The 25,548-nt window shown below is 61.0% G+C and carries 28 protein-coding genes; 11 read left to right on the top strand and 17 right to left on the bottom strand.

Annotation, left to right across the window (positions count from 1 at the left end):
* Nucleotides 1-3 precede the first annotated feature (3 nt).
* The gene (locus ACQRAX_RS11280; RefSeq protein WP_412040186.1) at nt 4-1,095 is read left to right on the top strand and encodes a toxin-antitoxin system YwqK family antitoxin; all 1,092 of its coding nucleotides are present in this window, start codon (nt 4-6) and stop codon (nt 1,093-1,095) included.
* A gap of 78 nt (nt 1,096-1,173) precedes the next feature.
* Here ACQRAX_RS11280 and ACQRAX_RS11275 read toward each other — a convergent pair whose 3' ends face one another.
* The 4 genes from ACQRAX_RS11275 to ACQRAX_RS11260 form a co-directional block, all read right to left on the bottom strand.
* Nucleotides 1,174-2,379: an RtcB family protein gene (locus tag ACQRAX_RS11275; RefSeq protein ID WP_412040185.1), complete on the bottom strand. Its 1,206-nt coding sequence runs from the start codon at nt 2,377-2,379 to the stop codon at nt 1,174-1,176.
* Between the two features lie 253 nt (nt 2,380-2,632).
* On the bottom strand, nt 2,633-3,838 hold the full coding sequence (locus ACQRAX_RS11270; RefSeq protein WP_412040184.1) for an SGNH/GDSL hydrolase family protein: 1,206 nt from the start codon (nt 3,836-3,838) through the stop codon (nt 2,633-2,635).
* Nucleotides 3,838-4,953: a DUF459 domain-containing protein gene (locus tag ACQRAX_RS11265; protein ID WP_412040183.1), complete on the bottom strand. Its 1,116-nt coding sequence runs from the start codon at nt 4,951-4,953 to the stop codon at nt 3,838-3,840. Before ACQRAX_RS11265 ends, ACQRAX_RS11270 begins: the two co-directional genes overlap by 1 nt.
* Nucleotides 4,940-6,343 carry an MBOAT family O-acyltransferase gene (locus tag ACQRAX_RS11260; protein WP_412040182.1) on the bottom strand — a complete coding sequence of 468 codons (1,404 nt, stop codon included), beginning with the start codon at nt 6,341-6,343 and terminating at the stop codon, nt 4,940-4,942. The genes ACQRAX_RS11265 and ACQRAX_RS11260 overlap by 14 nt, the downstream gene beginning before the upstream one ends.
* 244 nt (nt 6,344-6,587) lie before the next feature.
* Between ACQRAX_RS11260 and ACQRAX_RS11255 the strand changes: the two genes are divergently transcribed.
* From ACQRAX_RS11255 to ACQRAX_RS11240, 4 genes are all read left to right on the top strand, one after another.
* Complete coding sequence (locus tag ACQRAX_RS11255) at nt 6,588-6,830, top strand: exodeoxyribonuclease VII small subunit (RefSeq protein WP_412040181.1); 243 nt, start codon at nt 6,588-6,590, stop codon at nt 6,828-6,830.
* Nucleotides 6,827-7,714 carry a (2E,6E)-farnesyl diphosphate synthase gene (ispA, locus tag ACQRAX_RS11250; RefSeq protein ID WP_412040180.1) on the top strand — a complete coding sequence of 296 codons (888 nt, stop codon included), beginning with the start codon at nt 6,827-6,829 and terminating at the stop codon, nt 7,712-7,714. Before ACQRAX_RS11255 ends, ispA begins: the two co-directional genes overlap by 4 nt.
* A gap of 103 nt (nt 7,715-7,817) precedes the next feature.
* Nucleotides 7,818-9,716 carry a 1-deoxy-D-xylulose-5-phosphate synthase gene (dxs, locus tag ACQRAX_RS11245; RefSeq protein WP_412040179.1) on the top strand — a complete coding sequence of 633 codons (1,899 nt, stop codon included), beginning with the start codon at nt 7,818-7,820 and terminating at the stop codon, nt 9,714-9,716.
* A 77-nt stretch (nt 9,717-9,793) separates the two neighbouring features.
* Entirely contained in the window at nt 9,794-11,671 is a 1,878-nt protein-coding gene (locus ACQRAX_RS11240) for a TonB-dependent receptor domain-containing protein (protein WP_412040178.1), read from the top strand.
* Here ACQRAX_RS11240 and ACQRAX_RS11235 read toward each other — a convergent pair.
* The 12 genes from ACQRAX_RS11235 to nrdR form a co-directional block, all read right to left on the bottom strand.
* Nucleotides 11,649-12,458, bottom strand: a complete 810-nt coding sequence (locus ACQRAX_RS11235) for a cobalamin-binding protein (protein ID WP_412040177.1) — start codon at nt 12,456-12,458, stop codon at nt 11,649-11,651. The two genes, ACQRAX_RS11240 and ACQRAX_RS11235, sit on opposite strands and share 23 nt — an antisense overlap.
* The gene (locus ACQRAX_RS11230; protein WP_412040176.1) at nt 12,458-12,877 is read right to left on the bottom strand and encodes an MFS transporter; all 420 of its coding nucleotides are present in this window, start codon (nt 12,875-12,877) and stop codon (nt 12,458-12,460) included. Before ACQRAX_RS11230 ends, ACQRAX_RS11235 begins: the two co-directional genes overlap by 1 nt.
* A complete protein-coding gene (ribA, locus tag ACQRAX_RS11225) occupies nt 12,874-13,491 on the bottom strand; it encodes a GTP cyclohydrolase II (RefSeq protein ID WP_045182558.1) in 618 nt (205 codons plus the stop codon). Before ribA ends, ACQRAX_RS11230 begins: the two co-directional genes overlap by 4 nt.
* A 113-nt stretch (nt 13,492-13,604) precedes the next feature.
* Nucleotides 13,605-14,360, bottom strand: coding sequence for a substrate-binding periplasmic protein (locus tag ACQRAX_RS11220; protein ID WP_412040175.1), 756 nt, complete (start codon nt 14,358-14,360; stop codon nt 13,605-13,607).
* Between the two features lie 12 nt (nt 14,361-14,372).
* The gene (locus tag ACQRAX_RS11215; protein WP_045182556.1) at nt 14,373-14,876 is read right to left on the bottom strand and encodes a phosphatidylglycerophosphatase A family protein; all 504 of its coding nucleotides are present in this window, start codon (nt 14,874-14,876) and stop codon (nt 14,373-14,375) included.
* Nucleotides 14,873-15,838, bottom strand: coding sequence for a thiamine-phosphate kinase (gene thiL, locus ACQRAX_RS11210; RefSeq protein WP_412040174.1), 966 nt, complete (start codon nt 15,836-15,838; stop codon nt 14,873-14,875). The genes ACQRAX_RS11215 and thiL overlap by 4 nt, the downstream gene beginning before the upstream one ends.
* A gap of 18 nt (nt 15,839-15,856) precedes the next feature.
* Complete coding sequence (gene nusB, locus ACQRAX_RS11205) at nt 15,857-16,357, bottom strand: transcription antitermination factor NusB (RefSeq protein WP_028944445.1); 501 nt, start codon at nt 16,355-16,357, stop codon at nt 15,857-15,859.
* A complete protein-coding gene (gene ribH / locus ACQRAX_RS11200) occupies nt 16,354-16,830 on the bottom strand; it encodes a 6,7-dimethyl-8-ribityllumazine synthase (RefSeq protein ID WP_028944446.1) in 477 nt (158 codons plus the stop codon). Before ribH ends, nusB begins: the two co-directional genes overlap by 4 nt.
* Before the next feature lie 89 nt (nt 16,831-16,919).
* Nucleotides 16,920-18,011 carry a bifunctional 3,4-dihydroxy-2-butanone-4-phosphate synthase/GTP cyclohydrolase II gene (gene ribBA, locus ACQRAX_RS11195; RefSeq protein ID WP_045182552.1) on the bottom strand — a complete coding sequence of 364 codons (1,092 nt, stop codon included), beginning with the start codon at nt 18,009-18,011 and terminating at the stop codon, nt 16,920-16,922.
* Between the two features lie 18 nt (nt 18,012-18,029).
* On the bottom strand, nt 18,030-18,695 hold the full coding sequence (locus ACQRAX_RS11190; RefSeq protein ID WP_412040173.1) for a riboflavin synthase: 666 nt from the start codon (nt 18,693-18,695) through the stop codon (nt 18,030-18,032).
* A 45-nt stretch (nt 18,696-18,740) separates the two neighbouring features.
* Nucleotides 18,741-19,871 (bottom strand): bifunctional diaminohydroxyphosphoribosylaminopyrimidine deaminase/5-amino-6-(5-phosphoribosylamino)uracil reductase RibD, encoded by a 1,131-nt coding sequence (gene ribD, locus ACQRAX_RS11185; RefSeq protein WP_412040172.1) that lies wholly within the window; start codon nt 19,869-19,871, stop codon nt 18,741-18,743.
* Nucleotides 19,872-19,873: 2 nt separating this feature from the next.
* Nucleotides 19,874-20,338 (bottom strand): transcriptional regulator NrdR, encoded by a 465-nt coding sequence (gene nrdR, locus ACQRAX_RS11180; RefSeq protein ID WP_010222838.1) that lies wholly within the window; start codon nt 20,336-20,338, stop codon nt 19,874-19,876.
* A 107-nt stretch (nt 20,339-20,445) separates the two neighbouring features.
* Between nrdR and ACQRAX_RS11175 the strand changes: the two genes are divergently transcribed.
* The 3 genes from ACQRAX_RS11175 to trxA are packed head-to-tail and all read left to right on the top strand — an operon-like array spanning nt 20,446 to nt 22,455.
* The gene (locus ACQRAX_RS11175; protein WP_412040171.1) at nt 20,446-20,892 is read left to right on the top strand and encodes a YbaY family lipoprotein; all 447 of its coding nucleotides are present in this window, start codon (nt 20,446-20,448) and stop codon (nt 20,890-20,892) included.
* Entirely contained in the window at nt 20,889-21,551 is a 663-nt protein-coding gene (locus tag ACQRAX_RS11170) for a class I SAM-dependent methyltransferase (protein WP_412040170.1), read from the top strand. The genes ACQRAX_RS11175 and ACQRAX_RS11170 overlap by 4 nt, the downstream gene beginning before the upstream one ends.
* Before the next feature lie 31 nt (nt 21,552-21,582).
* The gene (trxA, locus tag ACQRAX_RS11165; protein ID WP_412040169.1) at nt 21,583-22,455 is read left to right on the top strand and encodes a thioredoxin; all 873 of its coding nucleotides are present in this window, start codon (nt 21,583-21,585) and stop codon (nt 22,453-22,455) included.
* Between the two features lie 54 nt (nt 22,456-22,509).
* Here trxA and ACQRAX_RS11160 read toward each other — a convergent pair whose 3' ends face one another.
* On the bottom strand, nt 22,510-22,857 hold the full coding sequence (locus ACQRAX_RS11160; RefSeq protein ID WP_412040325.1) for a hypothetical protein: 348 nt from the start codon (nt 22,855-22,857) through the stop codon (nt 22,510-22,512).
* Between the two features lie 130 nt (nt 22,858-22,987).
* Between ACQRAX_RS11160 and ACQRAX_RS11155 the strand changes: the two genes are divergently transcribed.
* The 3 genes from ACQRAX_RS11155 to ACQRAX_RS11145 are packed head-to-tail and all read left to right on the top strand — an operon-like array spanning nt 22,988 to nt 25,546.
* On the top strand, nt 22,988-23,548 hold the full coding sequence (locus tag ACQRAX_RS11155) for a DUF2796 domain-containing protein (protein ID WP_412040168.1): 561 nt from the start codon (nt 22,988-22,990) through the stop codon (nt 23,546-23,548).
* A 13-nt stretch (nt 23,549-23,561) separates the two neighbouring features.
* Entirely contained in the window at nt 23,562-24,281 is a 720-nt protein-coding gene (locus tag ACQRAX_RS11150; protein ID WP_412040167.1) for an ABC transporter ATP-binding protein, read from the top strand.
* Nucleotides 24,281-25,546, top strand: coding sequence for an ABC transporter permease (locus ACQRAX_RS11145; protein WP_412040166.1), 1,266 nt, complete (start codon nt 24,281-24,283; stop codon nt 25,544-25,546). Before ACQRAX_RS11150 ends, ACQRAX_RS11145 begins: the two co-directional genes overlap by 1 nt.
* Nucleotides 25,547-25,548: the final 2 nt, after the last annotated feature.

Here is a 25,548-nt window from a genome sequence, read left to right as displayed (position 1 = left end):
TACATGAGAAATCTACTTGCAGTCGCTTTGGCCGCCGTCGTCCTTACCGGCTGCAGTGCCGAAATCGACAATGCGGAAGTTGTGACGAGAAACGGCTTGATCTACAAATTCGGGGACACTAACCCCTTTAGCGGCAAAGTTGTGAACATGCCTATCGGGCTGCCGGGCCTTACCGCCCTGTGCAACTCTGAAGTTGAGAAGGGACGCTACAGCGGTAAAAGTGAATGTTTCTACAACACCAAAAAAGTTTACGAGGTTGAGTACCTGGCCGGCAAAAAGAACGGCACCGAGACCGTGTTCGATGCCAAATCAGGCGTTAGCGTTTCCGTCAAGAACTGGAGGGATGGCCGCCAGGATGGGCTCGCAGAAACGTTTGAGAACGGAGTCCTGGTTCATCAGCAAAGCTTCAAAGATGGCCAGCCCGATGCACAGGAAACCCGCTGGACCACCGACGGCAGTAAGGTGATCACTGAACTCACCTGGAGCAACGGCAAGAAACTCAGCGGCTTTGAGACCGACTCAAACGAGACGTCGAACTATGCCAACGGCCTGCTTCACGGTGCACAGACCAAGTACGACTACTTGATCGGCAGCCTGAAGCAATACGTGGCGGCAGAACTGAACTACAAAGACGGCAAGCTCGATGGCGTTCAGAAGCAGTACAAAAACATTCTGCACACTGACATTGTTCTGCAGGAGTCCGAAATCAACTACGAGCACGGCACGGCAGTTTCCGGATGGTTCCGGCAGTTCAGCACACCGGATGGCAAGGTGCTGCAGGAAATAAAACTTGTACGTACCGAGGAAGCTGAAGATGAGGATTTCTACAGCGGCTATCCGGGCAACCTCGTACCCGACGGCGTCATTCAGTCGTACAACCCGCAAACCGGCCAGCTTGAAGGCGAAGAACGCTGGGTTAATGGCGTGAGGGAAACGCAATCATCCTTGTATTCCACGGTTGCCGCCGGCTCTGCCGAGACCTGCCAGGATGCCTGGATGACCGCGTACCGCGCAGAGGTCGGCGAAGAAGCGATGATCACCCATGATCAAATCGGTGAGTGGGAACAGTGGTGCGCCGAAGGCAAGATGCCTTAACTGGCACTGCTAAGCGGGTATTCAATAAGGGCGGCGCCAGGGCCGCCCTTATTGTTTAATGGCTTCTCCCCCGCACGTTCAGCCCTTGACGCACACTACCTGGCGCAAGGTATGCACAACTTCCACCAGCTCACGCTGCGCCTGCATCACCGCATCAATGTCCTTGTAGGCCATGGGAATCTCATCGATCACGTCCTTATCCTTGCGACACTCCACATGCGCGGTGGCGCGTCTCTGGTCTTCGAGGGTGAACTGCTTTTTCGCTCGGGTACGGCTCATGGTCCGCCCTGCGCCGTGGCTGCAGGAGCAGAATGAATCTTCGTTACCCAGGCCGCGAACGATAAAGCTCTTCGCGCCCATGGAGCCGGGGATGATGCCCAGCTGGCCTTTCTGCGCCGAGACCGCACCTTTGCGCGTAACCAGAATCTCCTGGCCGAAATGGCGCTCCCGCTGCACGTAGTTGTGGTGGCAGTTGACCGCCTCAAGGTTGGCATCAAACGGCCGCCCTAATACCTGGCGCGCAGCGGCGATCACTGCTTGCATCATCAACGTTCGGTTCTGCCGGGCAAAGTCCTGGGCCCACTCGACTGCTTCGACATAGTCGGCAAAATGCCGGCTGCCTTCTTCGAAATACGCCAGGTCTTTGTCCGGCAGGTTGGCGATGTGCTGACGCATGTCGGCCTGAGCCAGTTCGATGAACAGGTTGCCAATGGCATTACCGACACCACGTGAGCCACTGTGCAGCATGAACCAGACGCGGTCGGCTTCATCCAGGCAGACTTCAATGAAATGGTTGCCACCACCCAGCGTGCCCAGGTGCTGGCGATTGTTGGTTTTTTCCAGTTGCGGGTACTTGCGGGTAATCGAAGTGAAGCGCGCTGCCAGGTCGGTCCAGGCATGGTCGGCCTGCGCCGGGACCTTGTCCCAGGCACCCTGGTCGTGACGGCCGAAAGTCTTGCCGTGCGGCACGGCTTTCTCGATGGCACTGCGCAGGCGGTGCAGATTGTCGGGCAGGTCGCGGGCAAGTAGGGAAGTGCGTGCAGCGATCATGCCGCAGCCAATGTCGACGCCGACCGCCGCCGGAATAATAGCCCCAAGGGTAGGAATCACGCTGCCGATTGTCGAACCTTTGCCCAGGTGCACATCCGGCATCACCGCCAGGTGTTTGAAGATGAAGGGCAGCTTCGCCGTGTTCATCAGTTGCTGACGGGCTTCGTCTTCCACCGGCACGCCCTGGGTCCAGAGCTTGATCGGTTTACCTCCGGCCACTTCGAGCAGGTTCATCGCACACCTCTGCTTTGACACACGCGGATATACAACCCGAAACACACAATCCGTTCGAGAAAATTTACAGTACACCAGACACCAACTAAGGTGTATTCAGAGGACCGAATCGCGGCCGGCAGTATGCCAGCCGACACATGCTGGGCAGGTGCCCTCGGGCATCTGGATTGGCCTCTTTTCGAGGGTGGGATGACGACTCCATGGGGCCCCGCAAGCCAACCCGGAGTCGTCCCCACCTCTCCTTTTCCCGCCCTTACTGCACTTTCAACTGCTTACGCAGATAGTCATTCAGCCCGGCCGCGCTTTTGCGATAGCCGTCCGCTGTCAGGTGCACCAGATCGCCCCGAGCCAAGCCTTGCGCCTGCCAGCCAGCAATCGAACACTGCCCGCCCATATAGGCCTGCCAATCCCAGAACAGCGCATTGGCCTGTTTGGCTGCCTCACGCTGAATGCGGATGACGGCCGCCAGCTGCCGAGGCTGACGTGCTGCGCAACTGCGTGCCTTGCGCTGCTTGATCGAGTCGGGTGGCCCGACGACCAACACCACCGCCCGTGGCATGTCGCGGCGCAAGCGCTCAAGGGTGTTCTTGAGTTGGGTCTGATACAGGCTCAGATCCAGGGTGTCGTCGAACGCTTCATTGGTACCGTAGGCGAGGATCACCAGATCCGGACGCAGCAACTTGAGCGTGTCCTGCCAGCCCGGCTGCCATTTGTCCTGGACCTCAAGCCGCGCGCCATTGATGCCCAGGGCCGAGTAGATCACCCCGGCATTTTTCTGCCCCTGCAGATACCAACCGCCCAACACCGTACCGGGGCGGCTGTCGAGGGTCAGGTCCAGCGGCAGGCTGACATTGTTCACCACCGGGCCGAAGCGCCATTGCCCGCCGGTTGCTGCCAGCAGCCGCCGGTTCTGGCCACGCGGGTCGCGCATGAGCAGACTGGTGCTTTCCCGTGCTTGGTATAAAGCCGACACCCGATAGCGCTGATTACTCGGCTGGCGAGCTTCGATGCGCACTGTGGGTTTGGCCGCCAGGGGCACCGAAAGATAACCGCCGAGGGGGAACTGCGCACTCTGCTGGTTGCGCGCCGACACCAGTTCCCACTCGCGCTTGGCCGCTTTGAGAATGACCTGCTCATAGCGCGTGCCGGGCACTGGCGTGGCGGTAACCAGACCAATGCCACCATCGCCATAGCGCCCCTGCAGCAGGCGGCGCATCTCACCACTGAACAGGTCGGCCGCGGTATGCGAGTCACCGAACTGGACGATCGTCACCGGCGCGCGGCTGGCGCCCTTGAACTTACTGGCCAGTAGCGCCAGGTTGCCATTGCCCTGGTTTGCCGCAGGCTTGGCCGCAGCGTTTACCGGCCTGGCCGTGGTATTGACCGCCGCCACCGGGCTACAGCCCGGCAGCGCGCAGATCAACACAACCAGTCCAAGAATATTGTGCAGTCGACGCATCAGTGTCCCGTTACAGTGAGGCCCGGGAAGGCGATCAGCGAGAGTATCTGTTCGGCGATCAGCTTCTGCCCGGTAATGGTGAAATGAATGCCGTCATCGACCCGGATCTTGACCCGTTTGCCCTGGCTGTTCTGCAAGGTATAGGAGAACGCGTCGTCCTGGTAACCCAGCACCGGGTTGGCCGAGAGGTAATGTTGCTGGTAGAGCCCGACCTGCTCCTGGTACAAGCCGCTGAGGTAGGCCATGGCGCTGGACAGTCGCGGCTTCTGCATATTCGGCGGACCGACCCAGATCACCTGTACCTGGTGCTTACGGGCCTGGTCCAAAATGGCATCGATGCGCTGACGATAGGCGGTTTCCCATTCCGGCGACTTGAAGCGCAGGAACGGTTTGCCCTTGCCTTGGGGCATGTCCCAAGGATCGTTAGGGCCGAGGAAGATCACCATCAGGCGAACATTGGGCGAGCTGTCGAGGGTGCTGGCCACGGTTTTCGGCCAGTTGAAGAAACCCGGATACGCCAGCCCAGTGCTCTGCCGACTGAGGTTGACGCTCTTGATCTGGTAGCGTTTGCGCAGGCTGTTGGCCAGGTGTGGTGCGACCCCTTGCATTAACGAGTCACCAACCAAAAACACTTCATCGCCGGCGGCAAGAGAAACCACCGTCGCAGTTGCCAGCGGGTTGGGGGCAACGGCTGCGGCAGGTTTGCTTGGCGTCACGGCCACTGTCGGGGCAGCCACCTTGGCCGTTACCGGCTTGGGCGTGATTACCGGAGTCGCCGCTTGAGGCGACTCCAGGTTAACTGGAACCACTGGCATAGACGCTGGCAGCTCAACGCTGTCAGCTTGTGCCACGGCTGTACGGCTTTGCTCCAGACTACCGACAAAGCTGTCACGGGCAGCGCCCAAGGCCTGGGTCAAGTTGCCGCCCAAGCGCCAGGCCGGGCTTTGCCCAAGCACAGGCAGCTCGCAGCTCTGGTGGTACTTTTGCTGGCAATAGAGGCTGATCGAGTCCTGATTCAGCCAGAACAGCAGCACCGTGGTCAGGACAATGCCGTAGAAGGCTTTGGCCGCATCCAGTTGCACGCGCAACAGCTGGCCGGAATTAGAAGCTGGCATAGATGAACCCCGGCACGCCCGACTGCGAAGCGAAGATAACCAACGACACGAACACCCCGAGCGGAATTGGATAGAACTGCCAGGGCAAACGGGTGGTGGCGGCAGACAACTGACGCAGCAGGGCCAGCAACTGCGGGTAGGCCGCGACATACAACACACTGACCAACAGCAGCAGACCGGTCGCCGAGAACAGCCCCTCAATGCTCAAGCCGCCGATACCCGCGAGCATGTCCATGGCGTCACCGAGGGTAGTCGCGCGGAAAAAGATCCAGGCAAACGCCACGTAATGGAAGGTCAGCAAGCGCGCCACCAGCCCCGCCCCCGGCCAGCGCATAGGCTGCGGCAGGACATACGTGGAAGCCTTGTAAAGCGCCAGTCCGATGCCGTGCAGCGCGCCCCAGATAATGAAGTTGATGCTCGCGCCATGCCACAAGCCGGAAATCAGCATGGCCAGCAACATGTTCAGGTTGCCGCGCCAGACACCCCGGCGGTTACCGCCCAACGGGATGTAAACATAGTCACGAATGAACAGCGACAGGCTGATGTGCCAGCGCCCCCAGAATTCCTTGAGGTTGTGCGCCGCATAAGGGGCATTGAAGTTGTCCGGCAGGCGAAAGCCCAGGAACAAGGCGATCCCCGTTACCAGGTTGGTGTAGCCACTGAAGTTGAAATAAATCAGAAAGCTGTAGCCGTAAACGCTCAGCAGGATCTGCTCCGGCGAGTAACCACCCGGGGTTTCGAACACCGGATCAACCCATTCGCTGGCCAGCCAGGCGCTGCAGAAAAACAGTTTGACCACCGCCAAAGCGATCAGTCCCAGCGCCCGTTGCGGCTCCAGTACCTGGCGGATCGCCTGTGGACGAATCTGCGCCAGCATATGTGCAGCACGATTGACCGGGCCGGCGACCAGGCTGGGGAAAAAGGCCAGGTACAGGGCCAGGTCCGGCAGGCTCGCCGAAGGCATTTCGCGCCGGTTGATCGACACCAGGTAGCTGACCGAATGAAAGGTGTAGAACGACAAGCCAATCGGCACCAGCACTTGCAACACTGGCAGCGACACATCTATCCCGGCACTGGCCAGTGCGCCCTGCATGCCTGCGACAAAAAACTCCTGGTACTTGAACAGGTAGAAGCAAGCCAAGACCAGCAGCAATACCAACAAGTAACTGAAGCGTCGCCCGGGATAACGTTCACTGAGTCGACCAAGCAGGTACACCAGCACCGTGTAGCCGAGCAGAACATACAGGGAATTGAGGCTGAAGCTGGCCACCAGGCCATAGCTGGCCGCAAGCAGTAGCGCGTTCTGAAGGCGAACGCTCCAGCACAAACTCCAGTAAAGGACGAAAAACAGGGTGAAGCTGAGGCCAAACTCGATCGAAAGGAAGCTCACAACGTAGTCCATTACGTGACATCAAATAAGGGAGGCTCCACCTGCAGGAATCCCGCGAGCCAAAGCGGCGGCGATTATGGCAGAGAGCCACAACCCCCCACAATGCAAGCCTTGCAGGAAAATCAAGTGTGAGCCGCTGGCCTTTATGCAACAGAATGCGACGAAAGATCCCCCCTCCCGATTTGCTCCCCCCGCCCCGCTCTGCTAGTGTCGCGCCGTTTATACCGCCACCGAGACAGCCGCCATGGCCCGAAAAAAAGCCTCTATTGATTTCGAGCAATCCCTCGCCGACTTGCAAGTCCTGGTCGAGCGCCTGGAGAACGGTGAGCTGTCGCTGGAGGACTCGCTGACTGCATTCGAGCAAGGCATCAGCCTGACGCGTGATTGTCAGAGCGCCTTGGTCCAGGCCGAGCAAAAGGTTCAAGTACTGCTTGAGCGCGACGGCGAACTCAAGGCCGAGCCTTTCGATGCGGAACAGGCAGAATGATTACCGACTATCAGGCCAACTGTCAGGCCCGGGTCGACGCGGCCCTTGAACAACTGTTTGTTGCGCCTTCTCCTGAGCTGACTCGCCTCTACGCCGCCATGCGCTACAGCGTGATGAACGGCGGCAAGCGTGTACGCCCACTGCTCGCCTACGCCGCCTGCGAAGCCCTTGGCGTTGCGCCGGAGCAGGCCAATGGCGCGGCCTGCGCAGTCGAGCTGATCCATGCCTACTCGCTGGTCCACGATGATCTGCCGGCGATGGACGATGACGACCTGCGCCGTGGCCAGCCGACCACCCACAAAGCCTTTGACGAAGCGTGCGCAATCCTCGCCGGCGACGGTTTGCAGAGCCTGGCGTTCAGCGCTCTGCTCGATCCGCAACTGAGCCCACAGGCTGACAGTATCCGCCTGACCATGGTCCAGACTCTGGCCCTGGCTGCAGGCCCGGCGGGTATGGTCGGTGGCCAGGCCATCGACCTGGGCTCGGTGGGAATCAAGCTCGATCAGCAAGCCCTTGAATTCATGCACCGGCACAAAACCGGCGCCTTGATCGAAGCCAGTGTCAGGCTCGGCGCCCTGGCCAGCGCTCGCGCTGACCACGCGCAACTGCAAGCCCTGCAGACCTACGCTCAGGCCATCGGCCTGGCCTTCCAGGTGCAGGACGATATTCTCGATGTCGAGAGTGACACCGCAACCCTGGGCAAACGCCAGGGTGCCGACATCGCCCGAGACAAACCGACCTACCCGGCGCTACTCGGGCTCGAGTCGGCCAAAGCCTATGCCCTGGAATTGCGCGATCAGGCCTTGAGCGCACTGCGTCCGTTTGACGCAGCAGCCGAGCCATTACGCGAGCTGGCCCGCTACATCGTCGAGCGACGCAACTAAGTCGCTTGATCCGGCGATAGGGGCCAAAGCCCCCCACTCAATGGGCAGCCATTACCGCAATAAGGTAAACTGCCGCCACTTCATATCTATAACGATTCGCCTGATGCCCACGACGTTTCAAGAGATCCCCCGCGAACGCCCGGTCACGCCGCTGCTCGACCGTGCCGATACGCCTGCCGGCCTGCGTCGGTTGGCTGAAGCCGACCTGGAGAACCTGGCTGACGAACTGCGCCAGGAGCTGCTCTATACCGTTGGTCAGACCGGCGGGCATTTCGGTGCCGGCCTGGGCGTCATCGAGCTGACGATTGCCCTGCACTACGTTTTCGACACCCCGGACGACCGGTTGGTGTGGGACGTCGGTCATCAGGCCTATCCGCACAAGATCCTCACCGGTCGCCGTCAGCGCATGAACACCCTGCGCCAGAAGGACGGCCTGGCCGCCTTCCCGCGCCGCGCCGAGAGCGAATACGACACCTTTGGCGTCGGTCACTCCAGCACCTCGATCAGTGCCGCCCTGGGCATGGCCATCGCCGCCCGGCTGCAGAACGATCCACGCAAGTCGATTGCCGTGATCGGTGACGGCGCGCTGACTGCCGGTATGGCCTTCGAGGCGTTGAACCACGCCCAGGAAGTCGATGCCGACATGCTGGTGATCCTCAACGACAACGACATGTCGATCTCGCGCAATGTCGGTGGTTTGTCCAATTACCTGGCCAAGATTCTCTCCAGCCGTACCTATTCGAGCATGCGCGAAGGCAGCAAAAAGGTGCTCTCGCGCCTGCCGGGTGCCTGGGAAATCGCCCGTCGTACCGAAGAGTACGCCAAGGGCATGCTGGTACCTGGCACGCTGTTCGAAGAGCTTGGCTGGAACTACATCGGCCCGATCGATGGCCACGACCTGCCAACCCTGATCACCACCCTGCGAAACATGCGCGACCTCAAGGGGCCGCAGTTCCTGCACGTAGTGACCAAAAAGGGCAAAGGTTTCGCCCCGGCCGAAGTCGACCCGATTGGCTACCACGCCATCACCAAGCTTGAGCCTGTCGATGCACCGGCTGCAGCGCCGAAAAAAGCCGGCGGCCCTAAGTACTCGGCGGTGTTCGGCCAATGGCTGTGCGACATGGCTGCGGCTGACCAGCGCCTGGTCGGCATTACCCCGGCGATGAAGGAAGGCTCCGACCTGGTGGCCTTCAGTGAACATTATCCAGATCGTTACTTCGACGTAGCGATCGCTGAGCAGCACGCGGTGACCCTGGCTGCCGGTATGGCCTGCGAAGGCGCCAAGCCGGTGGTGGCCATTTACTCGACGTTCCTGCAGCGCGCCTACGATCAGTTGATCCATGACGTTGCCGTACAGAACCTAGATGTACTATTCGCCATCGACCGTGCAGGCCTGGTCGGCGAAGACGGCCCGACGCACGCCGGTAGTTTCGACCTGTCGTTCTTGCGTTGCATCCCCGGCATGCTGGTGATGACCCCGAGCGATGAAAACGAGCTGCGTAAAATGCTCAGCACCGGCCATCTGTACAACGGCCCGGCGGCGGTGCGTTACCCACGCGGCAGCGGCCCGAACGCGACCATCGACAGCAGCCTCGAAGCGCTGGAAATCGGTAAGGGTGTGATTCGCCGCCAAGGTAGCAAGGTTGCCCTGCTGGTATTCGGCGTGCAGCTTGCTGAGGCGCTCAAGGTGGCTGAAAACCTCGACGCTACGGTTGTCGACATGCGCTTCGTCAAACCGCTGGATGAAGCGATGGTCCGTGAAATGGCCACCAATCATGAGCTGCTGGTGACCATCGAAGAGAACGCCATCATGGGTGGTGCTGGTGCTGCGGTCAGCGAGTTCCTTGCTCGCGAAGCCGTGCTCAAGCCAGTACTGCACCTGGGCCTGCCAGACGTCTATGTTGAGCATGCCAAACCTGCGCAGATGCTGGCGGAGTGCGGCCTGGACGTTGCCGGGATCGAAGCGTCGGTGCGCGAGCGCATGCAACTGCTTGGTCTTTGAGATCTGATCGCGGGGCAAGCCTGCTCCTACAGCAAAATGTAGAAGCAGGCTTGCCCCGCGATAGTTTTGGAACTGCCATGAAGCTCCTGCGCCTGACCCTCCTGCTGTGCCTGCCCACGCCTCTTTTGGCCGAGCCCGTCGACCGCGACAACGCCCTGAAGCTGGCCAATACGCTGATCAGCGCCAACCGTCAGGTCGAAGACCGCACACAAACCAGTGCCGCCAACACCGTGTTCACCCGCGATGACATCGACCGCCTGCAGCCCTCCAGCGTCACCGACCTGCTGACCCGGGTACCCGGCGTTCAGGTTGCGCCCACGGGCGGTCGCGGCAGCGTGCCGGGCATCTATATCCGCGGCAGCAAGACCGCGCAAAGCCTGGTGCTGGTGGACGGTGTACGCATTGCTAACGCCACGTCAGGTGACAGTGGCCTGCAGTTTCTCAACGTCGACCAGATCGAGCGTGTCGAAGTGCTGCGCGGCTCTCGCTCGGCGGTCTACGGCAGCGATGCGATTGGCGGCGTGATCCAGATCTTCACCCGCCGCAACGCCCAGCAAGGACTCCGGCCACGCCTGCGCCTGGCTGCCGGTAGCAACCAGAGCTGGGCACGTAGCCTGGGGCTCTCCGGTGGCAACCAGAACACTCGTTTCAACCTCGGTGCCAGCCTTGATGAAAGCGCTGGCATCGACTGGAGCCACACGTCCTACCCCAGTGACGGCGATCATGACGCCTACCGCAATAAGACGCTGAACCTGAGCCTTAGCCACAGCTTCAACGATGACATCGAGGCAGGACTCAACCTGCTCGACAGCCGTGGCCGTAGCGAATACGACAACCCATATGGCCGCTTCGACATGGACACCTTCCAGAGTTTCGGCCAGGCGCCCTATACCGATTACACCGTCAGCAGCCTGGGCACCTACCTGGGGGCACAGCTCAATGAAGCCTGGTACTCACGCGTGGAACTGGGCCACAGCGAGAACCGCGACAAAAAACGCGACAAACTTAGCAATGACAGCAGCGAGTTCAATACCTATCGCGACTCGATCAGCTGGCAGAACGACCTGGCGTTCGATGAACAGAACAACTTGATGGTTGGCGCTGACTGGTACCAGGACCGTGTACATGGCAGTACCGAGTTCGACGAGGACAGCCGCTGGAACCGCGCAGCTTTCGTCCAGCACCGCTTCAAGGGTGAGTGGTTCTCCACGGAACTGGGCTTGCGCCGCGATCAGAACCAGCAGTTCGGCGGGCAGAACACCTGGAGTGCCAGCCTGACCCTACCGGTCAACCCGGACAACGACCTGCTGGCCTCATATAGCGAAGGCTTCCGCGCCCCAACGTTCAACGACCTGTACTACCCGCAATACAGCAACCCAGACCTCAAGCCTGAGCGCTCGAAAAGCTACGAGTTACAGTGGCGCAGCCAGTTGAGTGCCGAAAGCCGCCTGGAAACCTCCATTTACCGCACCGACCTGCGCGATGCGATCATCTTCGGCGCCGACTCGATTCCACGCAATGTGGCTTCGGCGCGGGTCAATGGCTTTGAAGCCGCTCTGCAGCAAACGTGGTTCGGCTGGCGAAGCAACCTGGGCTTGGCGCTGATTGATCCCCGCGACCGTGACAATGGCCATACCCTTGCCCGTCGCGCTCGTCGCACCCTCAGCCTGGATCTCGACCGGCAGTTTGCGCAACTTGGCCTCGGCGCCAGCTGGCAAACGGTAAGCAGTAGTTACGACGACGAAGCCAACCGCAACAAACTGGCAGGCTACGGCCTGCTCGGCCTGCGCAGTAGCTGGACACTGAATCCGGAAGTAAAGTTTGAGCTCAAGGTCGACAACCTGCTGGACAAGGACTACTCCCGAGCCCTGTACACCTACGAAGGTACCTCGTACGGGTATCGCGAAGAAGGCCGAACCTGGCTACTTGGCATCACCTGGACGCCGGCGCTGTAGCCTCAAGTACACGACACAGCTGCGCCGTCGCCTCGATCATCTGTCCGCTGGGCCGCTCCAGACCTTTGTCCGGTAGCTGCAATAAGCGCCCATGGCGTACGGCATCGACTTGTGGCCAGGACTTCCAGGCGTCGAGCTGGGCCTGGTCCGCGGCCACAATCACCTGCGGATCACGCAGCAGCACTGATTCCAGACTAACCTGCGGCGCGGGCACCTTGAGCTCGGCGAACACATTGCGCGCGCCGCACACCGCCAGGGCATCACTGACGATCTGTCCGCCGCCAACGGTGTACAAAGGCTTGTCCCAGACTTGATAGAACACTCGCAACGGCTGCTGACGGTGGTAGCGCTCACGTAGTGCCTGCAACTGCAGCCGCAATTGCTGGGCACGTGCTCTCCCTTGCTCAGCGCGCCCCAGCTGCATACCAATAGCTTCGATCTGTTCGATCAATTCATCGATACCATGGGGTTCGGCACTGTAGGTAGGGATCCCCAGGCGCTTGAGCTGATCACGCTGGGCCGCTGGCACACTGCCCGGCCACAGCAGCAACAGGTCAGGCTTGAGGCTGAGCAATCGCTCCATGTCGATCTGCCCGTAGCGCCCGACCGAAGGCACCTGGGCCAAGGCTGGCGGACGCTCGCCGCCATCGAGCACCCCCACCAACAGATCAGCGGCGTGTAACTCGACGACAATTTCCGACAGTGAAGGCGCCAGGCTGACCACCCGCGTGGCAGCTGCCAGCGGCGCGGCCAGCAACAGCAATAGCAGCAGGCAAATGCCGCGCATCAGCCCAGCTGACGCGGAATACGGTAGAGGTAGAGCAGCACCAGGCTCGAAATCGCCAGGAGGATTTGCGGAACCGCCTCCAGGCCGACAAATACCGACAAGGCCGATACCCAGGCGGGCAGGCAGGCAAATAGCATCCCAATGCGCCGGACACGCGCCAGCTCAATCCAGGCAGCGGGCTCGGCATCAGTGTTCAGGGATTTCTGGGTAGCGATCAGTGCACGCTTGTAGCCACCGAAGCGCGGCAGGCTGAGAAACATCGAGGCCACGCCAGCGATGAACATCGGCATGGCCAGGATCGGGATCAGCGCCTGCAGGCCGCCGAAGGCCCAGGCAAACACCAGCAACGGTGCCAGTGCCACGGCCAGGTACTGCCACCAGGAAATTGCCAGACGGCGCTTGACCTGAGCCCGGGTCACGCCCGACCGGCCTCGCCCTGGTGCTCGTTACCCATCATATGGCCGAGCTTGCCGGCCTTGGTGGCCAGGTAGTGCTTGTTGTGCGGGTTATGACCGGTGTGCAGCGGTACACGCTCGGCGACCGGGATGCCCATGCCGGTCAATGCTTTGACCTTGCGCGGGTTGTTGGTCATCAGTCGCAGTGACGTGACTCCCAGGTGTTCGAGCATTGGCTGGCACATGCCATAGTCACGCTGGTCGGCAGCAAAGCCCAGGCGCTCGTTGGCCTCGACAGTATCAGCACCACCATCCTGCAGCTCGTAGGCGCGGATTTTGTTCAGCAGGCCAATACCACGGCCTTCCTGACGCAGATACAGCAGCACACCACGCCCTTCGCGGGCGATAGCTTGCAGCGCAGCCTCAAGTTGCGAACCGCAGTCACAGCGCTGGCTGAACAAGGCATCGCCGGTCAGGCATTCGGAGTGCAGGCGTCCCAGTACCGGTTGCCCATCGGCTACATCACCCAGGCTGAGCACAACATGCTCACGGCCGGTGGCTTCGTCGAGAAAACCATGCATGGTGAAAGTCGCAAACGGGGTAGGCAGCTTGGAAGCGGCAACAAAGACGACGGGCACTTTGTGCTCCTGATTTGAAAGCTTGAAGAATAAAGTGAGGCGATTGTATCAGTATGTGGACGGAGTGCTCAGGTCGAATATTCGCTCAAACCCATCGATAGGTACGATTTGACCTACTTCAGGCTTGTGTCCTGATCAAACGGATACGGTTGCGCCCAATGGCTGAAGATCTCACGTAACTCGCCACTGGCAACCAGTTTTGCCATGCGCTGGTCAAATAATGCCATGAGCGCACGGCCTTTTTCGGTTTTGCCAAAAGCCAGGTACATCGGCAGCTCGGCAATGTGCGTGCTGCGAAACTTGCTGCGCTCATCGTCGCGCGCCTGATCCATGACGTATTCGACTTCGGTCTGCGCATCAATGTAGACATCCACGCGCTTGCGCTCGAGCATCAGCAAGATCCCTTCTCGGCGCTGCACTTCACGGTATTCGCCGACCTTGGGCAGGTAGCGCTGGTAGTCGTAACCACGCACCCAGGAAAGCTTGAACTGGCCCAGGTTGTCAGTGTTCGGCAATGGTGTGCTGGCCAGGCTCAGGGCGTAGATATGGTCGACGTCGAAATGCCAGCGTGGATAGAGGTTGTCAGCGCGCTCTTCGAAGTAGGAGCCTACCCAGGCATCGGCTTCACCACGTTTAACCAGGCCGATGGCGCGACTATAAGGCACGCTGATCACGGCGACCCTGACCCCTGCGGGTTCGAACACTTTGCGCAGGATATCCCAGGCGATGCCGGTACCGTCGGCATTGGTGTAATCCTCCCAGCGCTCGCTGGCCAGTCGCACCTCTTTCGGCAGGTCGATGACCTCGCTGGCGTGAACACTGTTGGCGACCAGCGCCACTATCATCAGGACCACTCGCCATCCACGCATCCTACGACTCCCTTATGTGACACTCCATACCAGCACTTGCATGCCCAACCAAGCAAAGACACCCGCCAGCACATCGTCAAGCATGATCCCGACACCACCGTGCACATGGCGGTCAATCCAGCGAATCGGCCAGGGCTTGAGGATGTCGAAAAAGCGGAACATCAAGAAACCCGCCAACAGCCATTGCCAACCTTCGGGGACCAACCACAGGGTGATCCACATGCCGACCATTTCGTCCCAGACAATGCCTTCATGGTCGTGCACACGCAAGTCATCGGCGACCTTGCCGCACAGCCAGAAGCCGAACAGCATGGTCAGGCCAAGCATCAGCCAATAGCCCCAATCGGGCAGCATCTGCCACAACGGAATAAACGGTAGAGCCACCAGCGAGCCCCAGGTTCCCGGGGCCTTGGGCAATGTCCCAGAGCCGAAGCCGAATGCGAGAAAGTGCCACGGATTGCGCCAGACCGACGGCGGAACGTTTTCCGCAGGCACCTGATTGGGGTGATCGGTCACGGTTTCTCCCTAAAATGTTGATAGCCCCGAGTTGCCGGGGTGATGTCTTGACCCTGACCATCGACCAGGCTGACGCCAGCGCCTGCACCGGCACGCCCGACCACATGGATCGGCCAGCCAGCCGCCAGCAACGGTGCCAGCTCGGTTTCAGGCAGGGTGAAGGCCAGGACATAATCGTCGCCACCGGCCAATGCGGCGTGCTGAGCACCCTCATGGCCGAGGAACGTTTGCAGCGCAGCAGACAGTGGCAGCCGCTCCAACTCGACCCGCAAGGACAGCTGCGAAGCCTTGGCGATATGCCCACAGTCGGCCAACAGACCATCGGAGATATCCAGCGCTGAGGTGGCCTTGCCACGCAGGGCCTGACCCAGGGCGAATTGCGGCTTCGGTGACCAGTAATGGGTAAGCAGCGCTTGGGCCACAGAGGCTTCAGCCTGACGCTCAGCGAGCACCAATGGCAGGGCCCCGGCGGCATTCCCGAGGTTACCGCCGACACACAGCAAGTCGCCGGCGCGGGCACCGCTGCGGGTCAAGGCCTGGCCTGCTGGCACACGACCAAACACGGTCATGGTCAGGCTCAATGGGCCACGCGTGGTATCGCCGCCGATCAGGCTCAGCCGGCAGGCCTGGGCCATCTGGTTCAGGCCTCGGGCATAGGCTTGCAGCCAGTCGGCGCGCACCTCTGGCAGGGTCAGGGCAAGGGTAAAGCCGATGGGTGTGGCACCCATGGCAGCCAGGTCACTGGCAGCGACGGCCAGCGAACGCTGACCGAGCAGAAAAGGATCGCAGACGGCCGGGAAATGTACCCCGGCCACCAGCGTGTCGGTGGAGATCGCCAGCTGTTCGCCTGGCGGCAAACTGAGCAACGCGCAATCGTCGCCGATGCCCAGCGCCACTGCCTCGCCACCTTGCGCACAGGGCGCGGCGGCAAAGTAATGGCGAATAAGCTCGAACTCACCCATTGGCAAAAAGCGCCGGAATCAGCGCTTGAACGCCTTTACTTCGGCTTCACGCAGCCGTGGTGCCAGCTTGTCGAGCACACCGTTGACGAACTTGTGTCCGTCAGTGGCACCGAAAACCTTGGCCAGCTCGACGCCCTCGTTGATCACAACGCGATACGGTACGTCCGCACGCATCATGAACTCCCAGGTGGACAGGCGCAGTACCGCCAGCTCAACCGGGTCGAGTTCTTCCAGGGCCAGGTCCAGGCATGGCTTCAGTGCTTCGTCGATTTCCGCCTTTTTCACCGGAACCCCGTGGAGGATTTCGCGGAAATAGGCACCGTCGACATCGGTGAAATCGTTATCGACCCGGAACTGCGCTTCGATCTCGTTCAGCGATTGCTTGGCCATATGCCATTGGTACAGGGCCTGAGTCGCGAGCTGACGGGCTTCGCGACGCTTGGCGCTTTTCGATGGCTTGCCAGCATCCGCAGGTTTTGGATCGCGCGGGTTGAAACGATCGCTTTCGTCGCTAATCACTTGGCCTCCAACTGCGCCAGCAGGCTGACCATTTCCAGAGCGGACAGGGCAGCTTCGGCGCCTTTGTTGCCGGCTTTGGTACCGGAGCGCTCAATGGCCTGTTCGATCGAGTCGACTGTCAGGACACCGAAGGCAACCGGTACGCCGAACTCCATGGACACCTGGGCCAGGCCCTTGGTGCATTCGCCCGCCACGTATTCGAAGTGCGGGGTACCGCCACGGATCACGGCGCCCAGGGCGATGATCGCAGCGTATTCGCTTTGCTGAGCGACTTTCTGTGCTACCAGCGGGATTTCGAAGGCACCCGGGGCACGGATGATGGTGATGTCGCTTTCGCTCACGCCATGGCGAACCAGGGCATCAACAGCACCGCTTACCAGGCTTTCGACGACGAAGCTGTTGAAGCGGCCAACCACCAAAGCATAGCGACCTTTGGGGGCAATGAAGGTACCTTCGATGGTCTTCAGGGTCATTGCGGAGTTCTCATCTTAAAGAGCCAGGCCGCAAAAGGGCGGCCTGTGAGGGTTTGGGACACGAATGGCAGCGCGACAAACCGCCTGCTTTATTCGGAGGGCACGTATTCTACAACTTCCAGATCGAATCCGGATATCGCATTGAACTTCATTGGCGAACTCATCAGGCGCATTTTGCGCACGCCCAGGTCGCGCAGGATCTGCGAACCGGCACCGACGGTGCTGTAGGTCGTTGGGGTTTTCGCCTGGGAAGCCTCAGCGCTTTCGCGGATATGCGCCAGCAGCACATCACCATCGAGCGGGTGACCAAGCAGCAATACGACACCGCTGCCGGCCTCGGCAACCGCGCTCATCGCGGCGCGCAGGCTCCAGCGGCCGGGCTGCTTGACCATCAGCAGGTCACGCAGCGGGTCCATGTTGTGGACCCGAACCAGGGTCGGCTCTTCAGCGCAGATGTTGCCCAGGGTCAGGGCCATGTGCACGTCGCCTTCGACCGAATCGCGGTAGGTCACCAGATTGAAACTGCCCAGTTCGCTGTCCAGCGGCTGCTCGGAAATCCGCTGAATGGTACGTTCGTGGATCATCCGGTAGTGGATCAGGTCGGCAATAGTGCCGATCTTGATGCCATGCTCGGCGGCAAAGGCTTCCAGTTCCGGGCGACGCGACATGGTGCCGTCGTCGTTCATCACTTCGCAGATCACCCCGCTTGGCTCGAAACCGGCCATGCGCGCCAGGTCGCAGGCCGCTTCGGTGTGACCAGCACGGGCCAGGGTACCGCCAGGCTGAGCCATCAGCGGAAAGATGTGGCCTGGGCTGACGATATCTTCGGCCTTGGCATCACGGGCAGCGGCAGCTTGCACAGTGCGCGCACGGTCAGCGGCGGAGATACCGGTGGTGACGCCTTCGGCGGCTTCGATCGAGACGGTGAACTTGGTGCCGAAACCCGAACCGTTGCGCGGTGCCATCAGCGGCAGCTTGAGCGTTTCGCAGCGCTCGCGCGACATCGGCATGCAGATCAGGCCACGGGCGTGCTTGGCCATGAAGTTGATGTGTTCGGCCTTGCAGCACTCGGCGGCCATGATCAGGTCGCCTTCGTTCTCGCGGTCTTCGTCATCCATGAGGATGACCATTTTGCCCTGGCGGATGTCTTCGACCAGTTCTTCGATGCTGTTGAGCGCCACGCGGCACCCCCTTTCAAATCAGGATTTCAGGTAGCCGTTGGCGGCCAGGAAACTTTCGGTAATGCCACTGCCGTTGCTCGACTCGGCGGCTTTGTCACCCAGCAGCAGACGCTCCAGGTAACGGGCCAGCAGGTCGACCTCAAGATTGACCCGACGACCCGGACGGTAGTCGGCCATGATGGTTTCGGCCAGGGTATGCGGGACGATGGTCAATTCGAACTCGGCGCCATCGACGACGTTCACGGTCAGGCTGGTGCCGTCGACGGTGATCGAGCCCTTGTGGGCAATGTACTTGGCCAGCGCTTTGGGTGCGCGAATGCGAAACTGGATGGCACGGGCGTTATCGCTGCGCGAAACCACTTCGCCGACACCGTCGACGTGACCGCTGACCAGATGACCGCCAAGGCGGGTGGTCGGCGTCAGGGCCTTTTCCAGGTTGACCCGGCTGCCGCTCTTGAGATCGTCAAAGGCGGTGCAGTCCAGGGTTTCGCGACTGACATCGGCCCAGAAGCCATCACCAGGCAGTTCTACCGCCGTCAGGCACACACCATTGACGGCGATGCTGTCGCCCAGTTTGACGTCGCCCAGATCGAGCTTGCCGGTTTCGACATACACCCGCACATCGCCACCTTTGGGGGTCAGAGAACGGATGCTGCCAATCGATTCGATAATGCCGGTGAACATGAAGTCCTCCTCGAGAACAGGGCTGCGCAAGGCGCTAGCCGCAAATTATACGCCTGACGCGGGTTTCGGCACTGCAGTGACTCGCCAGTCATCGCCTACCGCGCGCATTTCAATAATTTTCAGGTGTGGCGCCTGGCTCATCGTTTCCAGCGGCCACTCCAGCAGCGGCCGTGCATTGGAACCGAGAATCCGTCCGGCGACAAAAATCTGGTACTCGTCGATCAAGCCTTTCTGCGCGAAGGCGCCCACCAGCCTGGCCCCCGCTTCAAGCAGCACCTCGTTGACGCCACGGGCAGCCAGTGCCACCAGCAACGCGTTCAAGTCAATGCGGCCCTCTGCACCCGGCACGCGCAGCAATTCATGGCCAGCCTCGGCGTAGCGCGGGTCGAACTCAGCAGCGGTGACCACCAGAGCAGGCCCAGCCTGATAGAACGGTGCATCAAGGGGCAGGCGCAGGCGACCGTCGATCAGCACGCGCAAGGGTGGACGAGCCAGGACCAAGGCCGTGGTTTCCGGGTCAAGGCCCAGCTCTTCGCCACGCACCGTCATCCGCGCCTTATCGGTCAGCACACTCTCGGCGCTGGTCAACACCACACTGGAACGTGCCCGCAAACGCTGCACCGCTGAACGCGCAGCGGGGCCGGTGATCCACTGGCTCTCGCCGCTGGCCATAGCCGTACGCCCGTCCAGGCTCATCGCCAGCTTGGCCCGCACAAACGGCAACCCTTGCTCCATGCGCTTGAGGAACCCCGGGTTCAACGCCCGCGCTTGCGTCTCGAGCACACCGCTGGCGACTTCAATGCCGACCTCAGCCAAACGCTTGAGCCCCTGCCCCGCCACTTGCGGGTTGGGGTCCTGCATGGCGGCGACTACACGTGCCACGCCGGCCTTGACCAGCGCCTCGGCACAGGGCGGCGTACGCCCGTGGTGACTGCACGGTTCAAGGGTTACATAGGCACAGGCACCGCGGGCCAACTCACCGGCCTGGCGCAGCGCATGCACTTCGGCATGCGGCTCGCCGGCACGTACATGCCAGCCTTCACCGACAATCTCACCGTCGCGCACAATCACACAACCTACGCGCGGGTTCGGATGGGTCGAATACACACCCTTGCGGGCCAGTTCCAAGGCTCGGGCCATGTAGTAGGCGTCGAGTACCGCGCGTTCGTTGGACATGCTCACTCTTTAGCCGGCACACGCGCCAGGCGGTCGATTTCTTCACGGAACTCGTTGAGGTCCTGAAAACGGCGATAGACGGACGCAAAGCGGATATAGGCGACTTCATCGAGCTTCTGTAGCTCGGCCATGACCAGCTCACCGACAACCAGCGACTTGATCTCGCGTTCGCCAGTGGCCCGCAGCTTATGCTTGATGTGCGCCAGCGCCGCTTCCAGACGCTCGACACTGACCGGACGTTTTTCCAGGGCGCGCTGCATACCGGCGCGCAGTTTTTCTTCGTCGAACGGTTGGCGACTGCCGTCCTGTTTGATCAGGCGCGGCAGCACCAGCTCGGCAGTTTCGAAGGTGGTGAACCGTTCGCCGCAGGCAACGCATTCGCGCCGACGGCGCACTTGCTCGCCCTCGGCAACCAGTCGCGAGTCGATGACCTTGGTGTCGTTGGCACCGCAGAAGGGACAGTGCATGGTGGCAGGCAACAAAAAAAGGGAGGGCCATGGTAGCGCATCCCACTGGCAAGACAAGCCAAAGGGGTTACCATCCACTGAGGAAATATGCCGCGAAGGAATTCCCCATGCCATTTCGAGCGCTCGTTGTGCTCAGTTTTGCCGCCGTGCTGGCAGCCTGCAGCAGCGACCAACCGCAGACCGCACCAGAGCCCAAGGCCCCGGTTGCCAGTAAAACGCCCAAGCCGCTCGGCCCGCTGCCTGCCTATCAACGCGAGTTGAGCGGGACCTTGCTTAATATTCCGGCCGGTGCCGAAGTTGAATTGGCCCTGCTGGTGATCGATGCACGTGGTCGCCCACAAAATCTGCTGGCCAGCAGCACGCTCACCGGCAATGGCCTGGACATGCCGTTCCAGTTGCGCTTCAACCCCGACGCCTTTCCCGCCGGGGCACGGGTGGAGTTGCGTGGCCGCGCGAGCAAATCCGGACAATTGATACTGCACCTGCCGCCGCTGCGCATCGCCCAGGCACAAAGCCAGGCCACCGGCCCCCTGCGTTTTGAAAAAGCGCCATGATCGCACCGGCGCCCTTGCAACAGGCATTAGGCGAGCTGCTTGGCGATGCCCGGCTAGTAATCAGTGACTTGCCCGAGTGTGCGCTCAAGCTGTGGTTGATTGATGCGCAGAATATGGACCGCGAATTCAGCAGCGAAGAAACCCGGCGCATCCTCCATGAACCGCCGTACTGGAGCTTCTGCTGGGCCAGCGGCCTGGCCATGGCCCGCTACCTGGACCAGCACCGTCATTGGGTGGAAGGCAAGCGTGTGCTCGACTTTGGCGCAGGTTCCGGGATTGCCGCCATCGCCGCAGCCCGTGCTGGCGCCCTGGAAGTCGTGGCCTGTGACCTTGATCCGCTTGCCCTGCAAGCCTGCCGGGCCAATGCTGAGCTCAATGGTGTGGAGCTGAGTTATTCTGCGGACTTTTTTCTGGAAGCCGACCGCTTCGACCTGATCCTGGTGGCTGACGTGCTTTATGACCGCGCCAACCTGCCCCTGCTCGATGAATTTCTCAGCCGCGGCCAGCAGGCGCTGGTAGCCGACTCGCGTGTGCGTGACTTCAGCCATCCGTTGTACCAACCTTTGGGCGTGCTTGAGGCACTGACCCTGCCGGACCTGGCCGAGCCACACGAATTCCGCCGGGTCAGCCTGTACCACGCCAGCCGCCAGCCTTTATAGTGATGCCATTCACGGATTTTCGAGAGTCGCGATGAGCCAAGACACACCCTATGTTTTCGATACCAGCGCTGCCGATTTCGATCAGCTGGTAATCGCCAACTCCCACCACAAACCGGTGCTGGTGGATTTCTGGGCCGAATGGTGCGCGCCGTGCAAGGCGATGATGCCGTTGCTCGCGCAAATCACCGAGAGCTACCAGGGCGAGCTGTTGCTGGCCAAGGTCAACTGCGACATCGAGCAGGACATCGTCGCCCGCTTCGGCATTCGCAGCCTGCCTACCGTGGTGCTGTTCAAAGATGGCCAACCAGTAGACGGATTTGCCGGTGCCCAGCCGGAATCGGCGATCCGTGCATTGCTTGAACCACACGTACAAACGCCACCGCCGGCAGCCGCAGACCCGTTGGAACTGGCTCAGGCACTGTTTACCGAAGGTCGCTTCAGCGAAGCCGAAGCCACCCTCAAGGCCCTGTTGACGGAAGATAACAGCAATGCCGCGGCGTTGATCCTGTATGCCCGTTGCCTGGCTGAGCGCGGTGAATTGACTGAAGCCCAGAGCGTGCTTGATGCGGTCAAGAGCGATGAGCACAAAGCCGCCCTGGCCGGTGCCAAGGCTCAGCTGACCTTCCTGCGTCAGGCCGCCAGCCTGCCGGAAGTGGCTGACCTCAAGGCGCGCTTGGCGCAGAACAACGAGGACGATGAAGCAGCCTACCAGTTGTGCATTCAGCAGCTGTCGCGCCAGCAGTACGAAGCGGCGCTGGATGGGATGCTCAAGCTGTTCATGCGCAATCGTGGCTATGAAGGCGGTCTGCCGCACAAGACCTTGCTGCAGGTGTTCGATTTGCTCGGCAACGACCATCCACTGGTGGGTACCTACCGCCGCAAGTTGTTTGCTGCCCTGTACTGACGGCCTGTGGGAATTCACCGGGACGCAGGACCGGTGAATCCACCCCCAACTCCATCACCCCACCCAGTGATAGATCGGTGCATCCGCACCGCTTTCCACCTTCACGTCGGCACTGTGGCGCAAGCGCACCAACAGGCGCTTGCCCGCGGCGGTACTCCCCGCCAATCCTTCCAGTTGCTCAAGCAATTGCGGCCCATTGAGCTGTCCAGCCTTGTGCAGCACTTCGCGTGCCGCCTGCCAGAGCGCATCGTCTGGCCTGGCATTGGCCACCGACGCCACTGCAGCCGTGGTCGCAAGCGGCGCCACCGCGCTCAGTTGTCCGCCCAACTGCGCCCATTCCCCAGGCTCAAGTTCCAGGGTCAAATCCACCGGCCAGTCGCCGATATGTCCACGAATTCGCACGGTCATTTCCTCACTCAGTGACGAGCACCATGCTCCCACGCGGACGATCTGTCGCCAAGCACGCTGGCATCGATGGAACAAGTTGTTATAACATAACCAAACATTTTCTGTGCTCTCGTGGAGTCTGCCCATGCGTCGCTTGTTCCTTGCCTTGCCGTTCGCCTTGCTGCCCCTGGCCGTTGCTTATGCCCATGAGGACCACGACCACGATCATGACCACGCTCACGGCAGCCTCGCCGCCCATGACCATGGTGTTGCCCGCCTCAACGTCGCACTGGATGGCAAGACCCTGGAGTTGGAGTTGGAAAGCCCCGCGATGAACCTCGTCGGGTTTGAGCATGCTGCCACCAGCGACGCCGACAAAGCCAAAGTCGCCGCCGTACGCGCGCAGTTGGAAAAACCGCTGGTGCTGTTCAACCTGGCGAATGTTGCCCAGTGCAGCGAAAGCGATCAGGTACTGGAAAGCCCGCTCTTCGACGACAAACATGAGGTCAAGCATGAGCATGAGCACAGCGAAATACACGCCCACTACACGTTCGAGTGCGAAAAGCCCGAACAGCTCAGCAAGCTTGACCTCAGCTCGCTGTTCAAGGCCTTCCCCGCCACCCAGAAAATTCAGCTACAACTGATCGGATCAAACGGTCAACAGGGTCTCGAAGCCACTGCCGCCAACGCCTCTATCCCTTTCTAAAAGCCCTTTTGCTATGAGCCAGGCACTGATTGAACTGACCGACCTGGGCTTTGCCTGGCCGGGTCAGGCCCCCCTCTTGGAGATTCCCGCCTTGCGTCTTGAGGCGGGAGAATCTTTATTTCTCAAAGGTCCCAGCGGTAGCGGTAAAACCACCCTGCTCGGCCTGCTCGGCGGCGTGCAGAAACCTGACCGCGGCAGTATCCGCCTGCTCGGCCAGGACTTGAGTGAACTTAAGCAGGGCGCTCGCGACCGCTTTCGGGTCGACCATACCGGCTACATTTTCCAGCAGTTCAACCTGCTGCCATTTCTCTCGGTGCGCGAAAACGTCGAACTGCCCTGCCGCTTCTCACGCAGTCGTGCGCAACGTGCGACGCAGCGCCACGGCAGCATCAACCAAGCCGCCGCCAGCCTGCTGGCCCATCTGGGTTTGAAAGATCCGAATCTGCTCGCTCGGCGCGCCGACAGCCTGTCTATCGGCCAGCAACAACGCGTGGCCGCCGCCCGCGCACTGATCGGCCAGCCCGAACTGGTGATCGCCGACGAACCCACCTCAGCCCTCGACGCCGACACCCGCGAAGCCTTCATTCAGCTGCTGTTTGCCGAATGCCGTGCCGCCGGTTCCAGTCTGTTGTTCGTCAGCCATGATCAGAGCCTGGCGCCGCTGTTCGACCGCCAACTGTCACTGGCCGAACTCAACCGCGCCGCGCTGCCAGCCAACGACCTGGAGGCCTGATGTACCTGCTCCGTCTTGCCCTGGCGAGCCTCGCCAATCGCCGTTTTACCGCCTTTCTGACGGCCTTTGCCATTGCCCTGTCGGTGTGCCTGCTGCTGGCCGTCGAACGGGTGCGCACAGAAGCCCGCGCCAGTTTTGCCAGCACCATCAGTGGCACTGACCTGATCGTCGGTGCCCGTTCCGGCTCGGTCAACCTGTTGCTGTATTCGGTGTTCCGCATCGGCAATGCCACCAACAACATCCGCTGGGACAGCTACGAGCGCTATGCCAACGACAAGCGAGTGAAGTGGGCAATTCCCATTTCACTCGGTGACTCTCACCGCGGTTACCGGGTAATGGGCACTACCAGCAGTTATTTCGAACATTATCAGTACGGCCGCAAACAGCATGTGCAAATAGCCCAGGGCCGGGCCTTCGCCAGCGATCCGTTTGAAGTGGTGCTCGGCGCTGAAGTTGCCCAAGCCTTACATTACAAGCTAGGCGACAAGTTGGTGCTGGCCCACGGTGTGGCCGCCATCAGCCTGGTCAAGCACGACGACAAACCCTTCACCGTCGTCGGTGTGCTGCAACGCACCGGCACCCCAGTGGACCGCACCCTGCATATCAGCCTGGGCGGCATGCAAGCGATGCACATTGACTGGCACAACGGCGTTCCGGCTCGTGGTGCCGGGCGTATCAGCGCCGAGCAGGCACGAGGCATGGATCTCCAGCCCGCTGCCATTACAGCGTTCATGCTGGGCCTGAATAACAAGATTGCTACGTTCAGCCTGCAGCGCGAGATCAACGAATACCGCAGCGAGCCACTACTGGCGATCCTCCCGGGCGTGGCCCTGCAAGAGCTCTGGAGCCTGATGGGTACTGCCGAGCAAGCTTTGTTCGTGGTGTCGTTGTTCGTGGTGCTGACCGGGCTGATCGGCATGCTCACAGCGATCCTCACCAGTCTCAACGAACGCCGTCGGGAGATGGCCATTCTGCGTTCAGTCGGTGCCCGGCCGTGGCACATTGCTGGGCTGTTGGTCCTCGAAGCCCTGGCCCTGGCGGTAAGCGGTATCGTCGCGGGCCTGGGCTTGTTGTACCTGGGCATTGCCCTGGCCCAAGGTTATGTCCAAGCCAATTACGGGCTGTTCCTGCCGCTGGCCTGGCCAAGCCCGCACGAGTGGAGCCTGCTGGCGATTATTCTCGGCGCGGCACTACTGATGGGCAGCGTTCCAGCTTGGCGCGCCTACCGGCAATCCTTGGCCGATGGCCTGTCCATTCACCTGTGAGA

Origin of the sequence: Pseudomonas sp. UM16 (assembly GCF_050312595.1) — a bacterium.
Classification (GTDB): domain Bacteria; phylum Pseudomonadota; class Gammaproteobacteria; order Pseudomonadales; family Pseudomonadaceae; genus Aquipseudomonas.
This window is presented reverse-complemented; position numbering and strand designations above follow the sequence as displayed.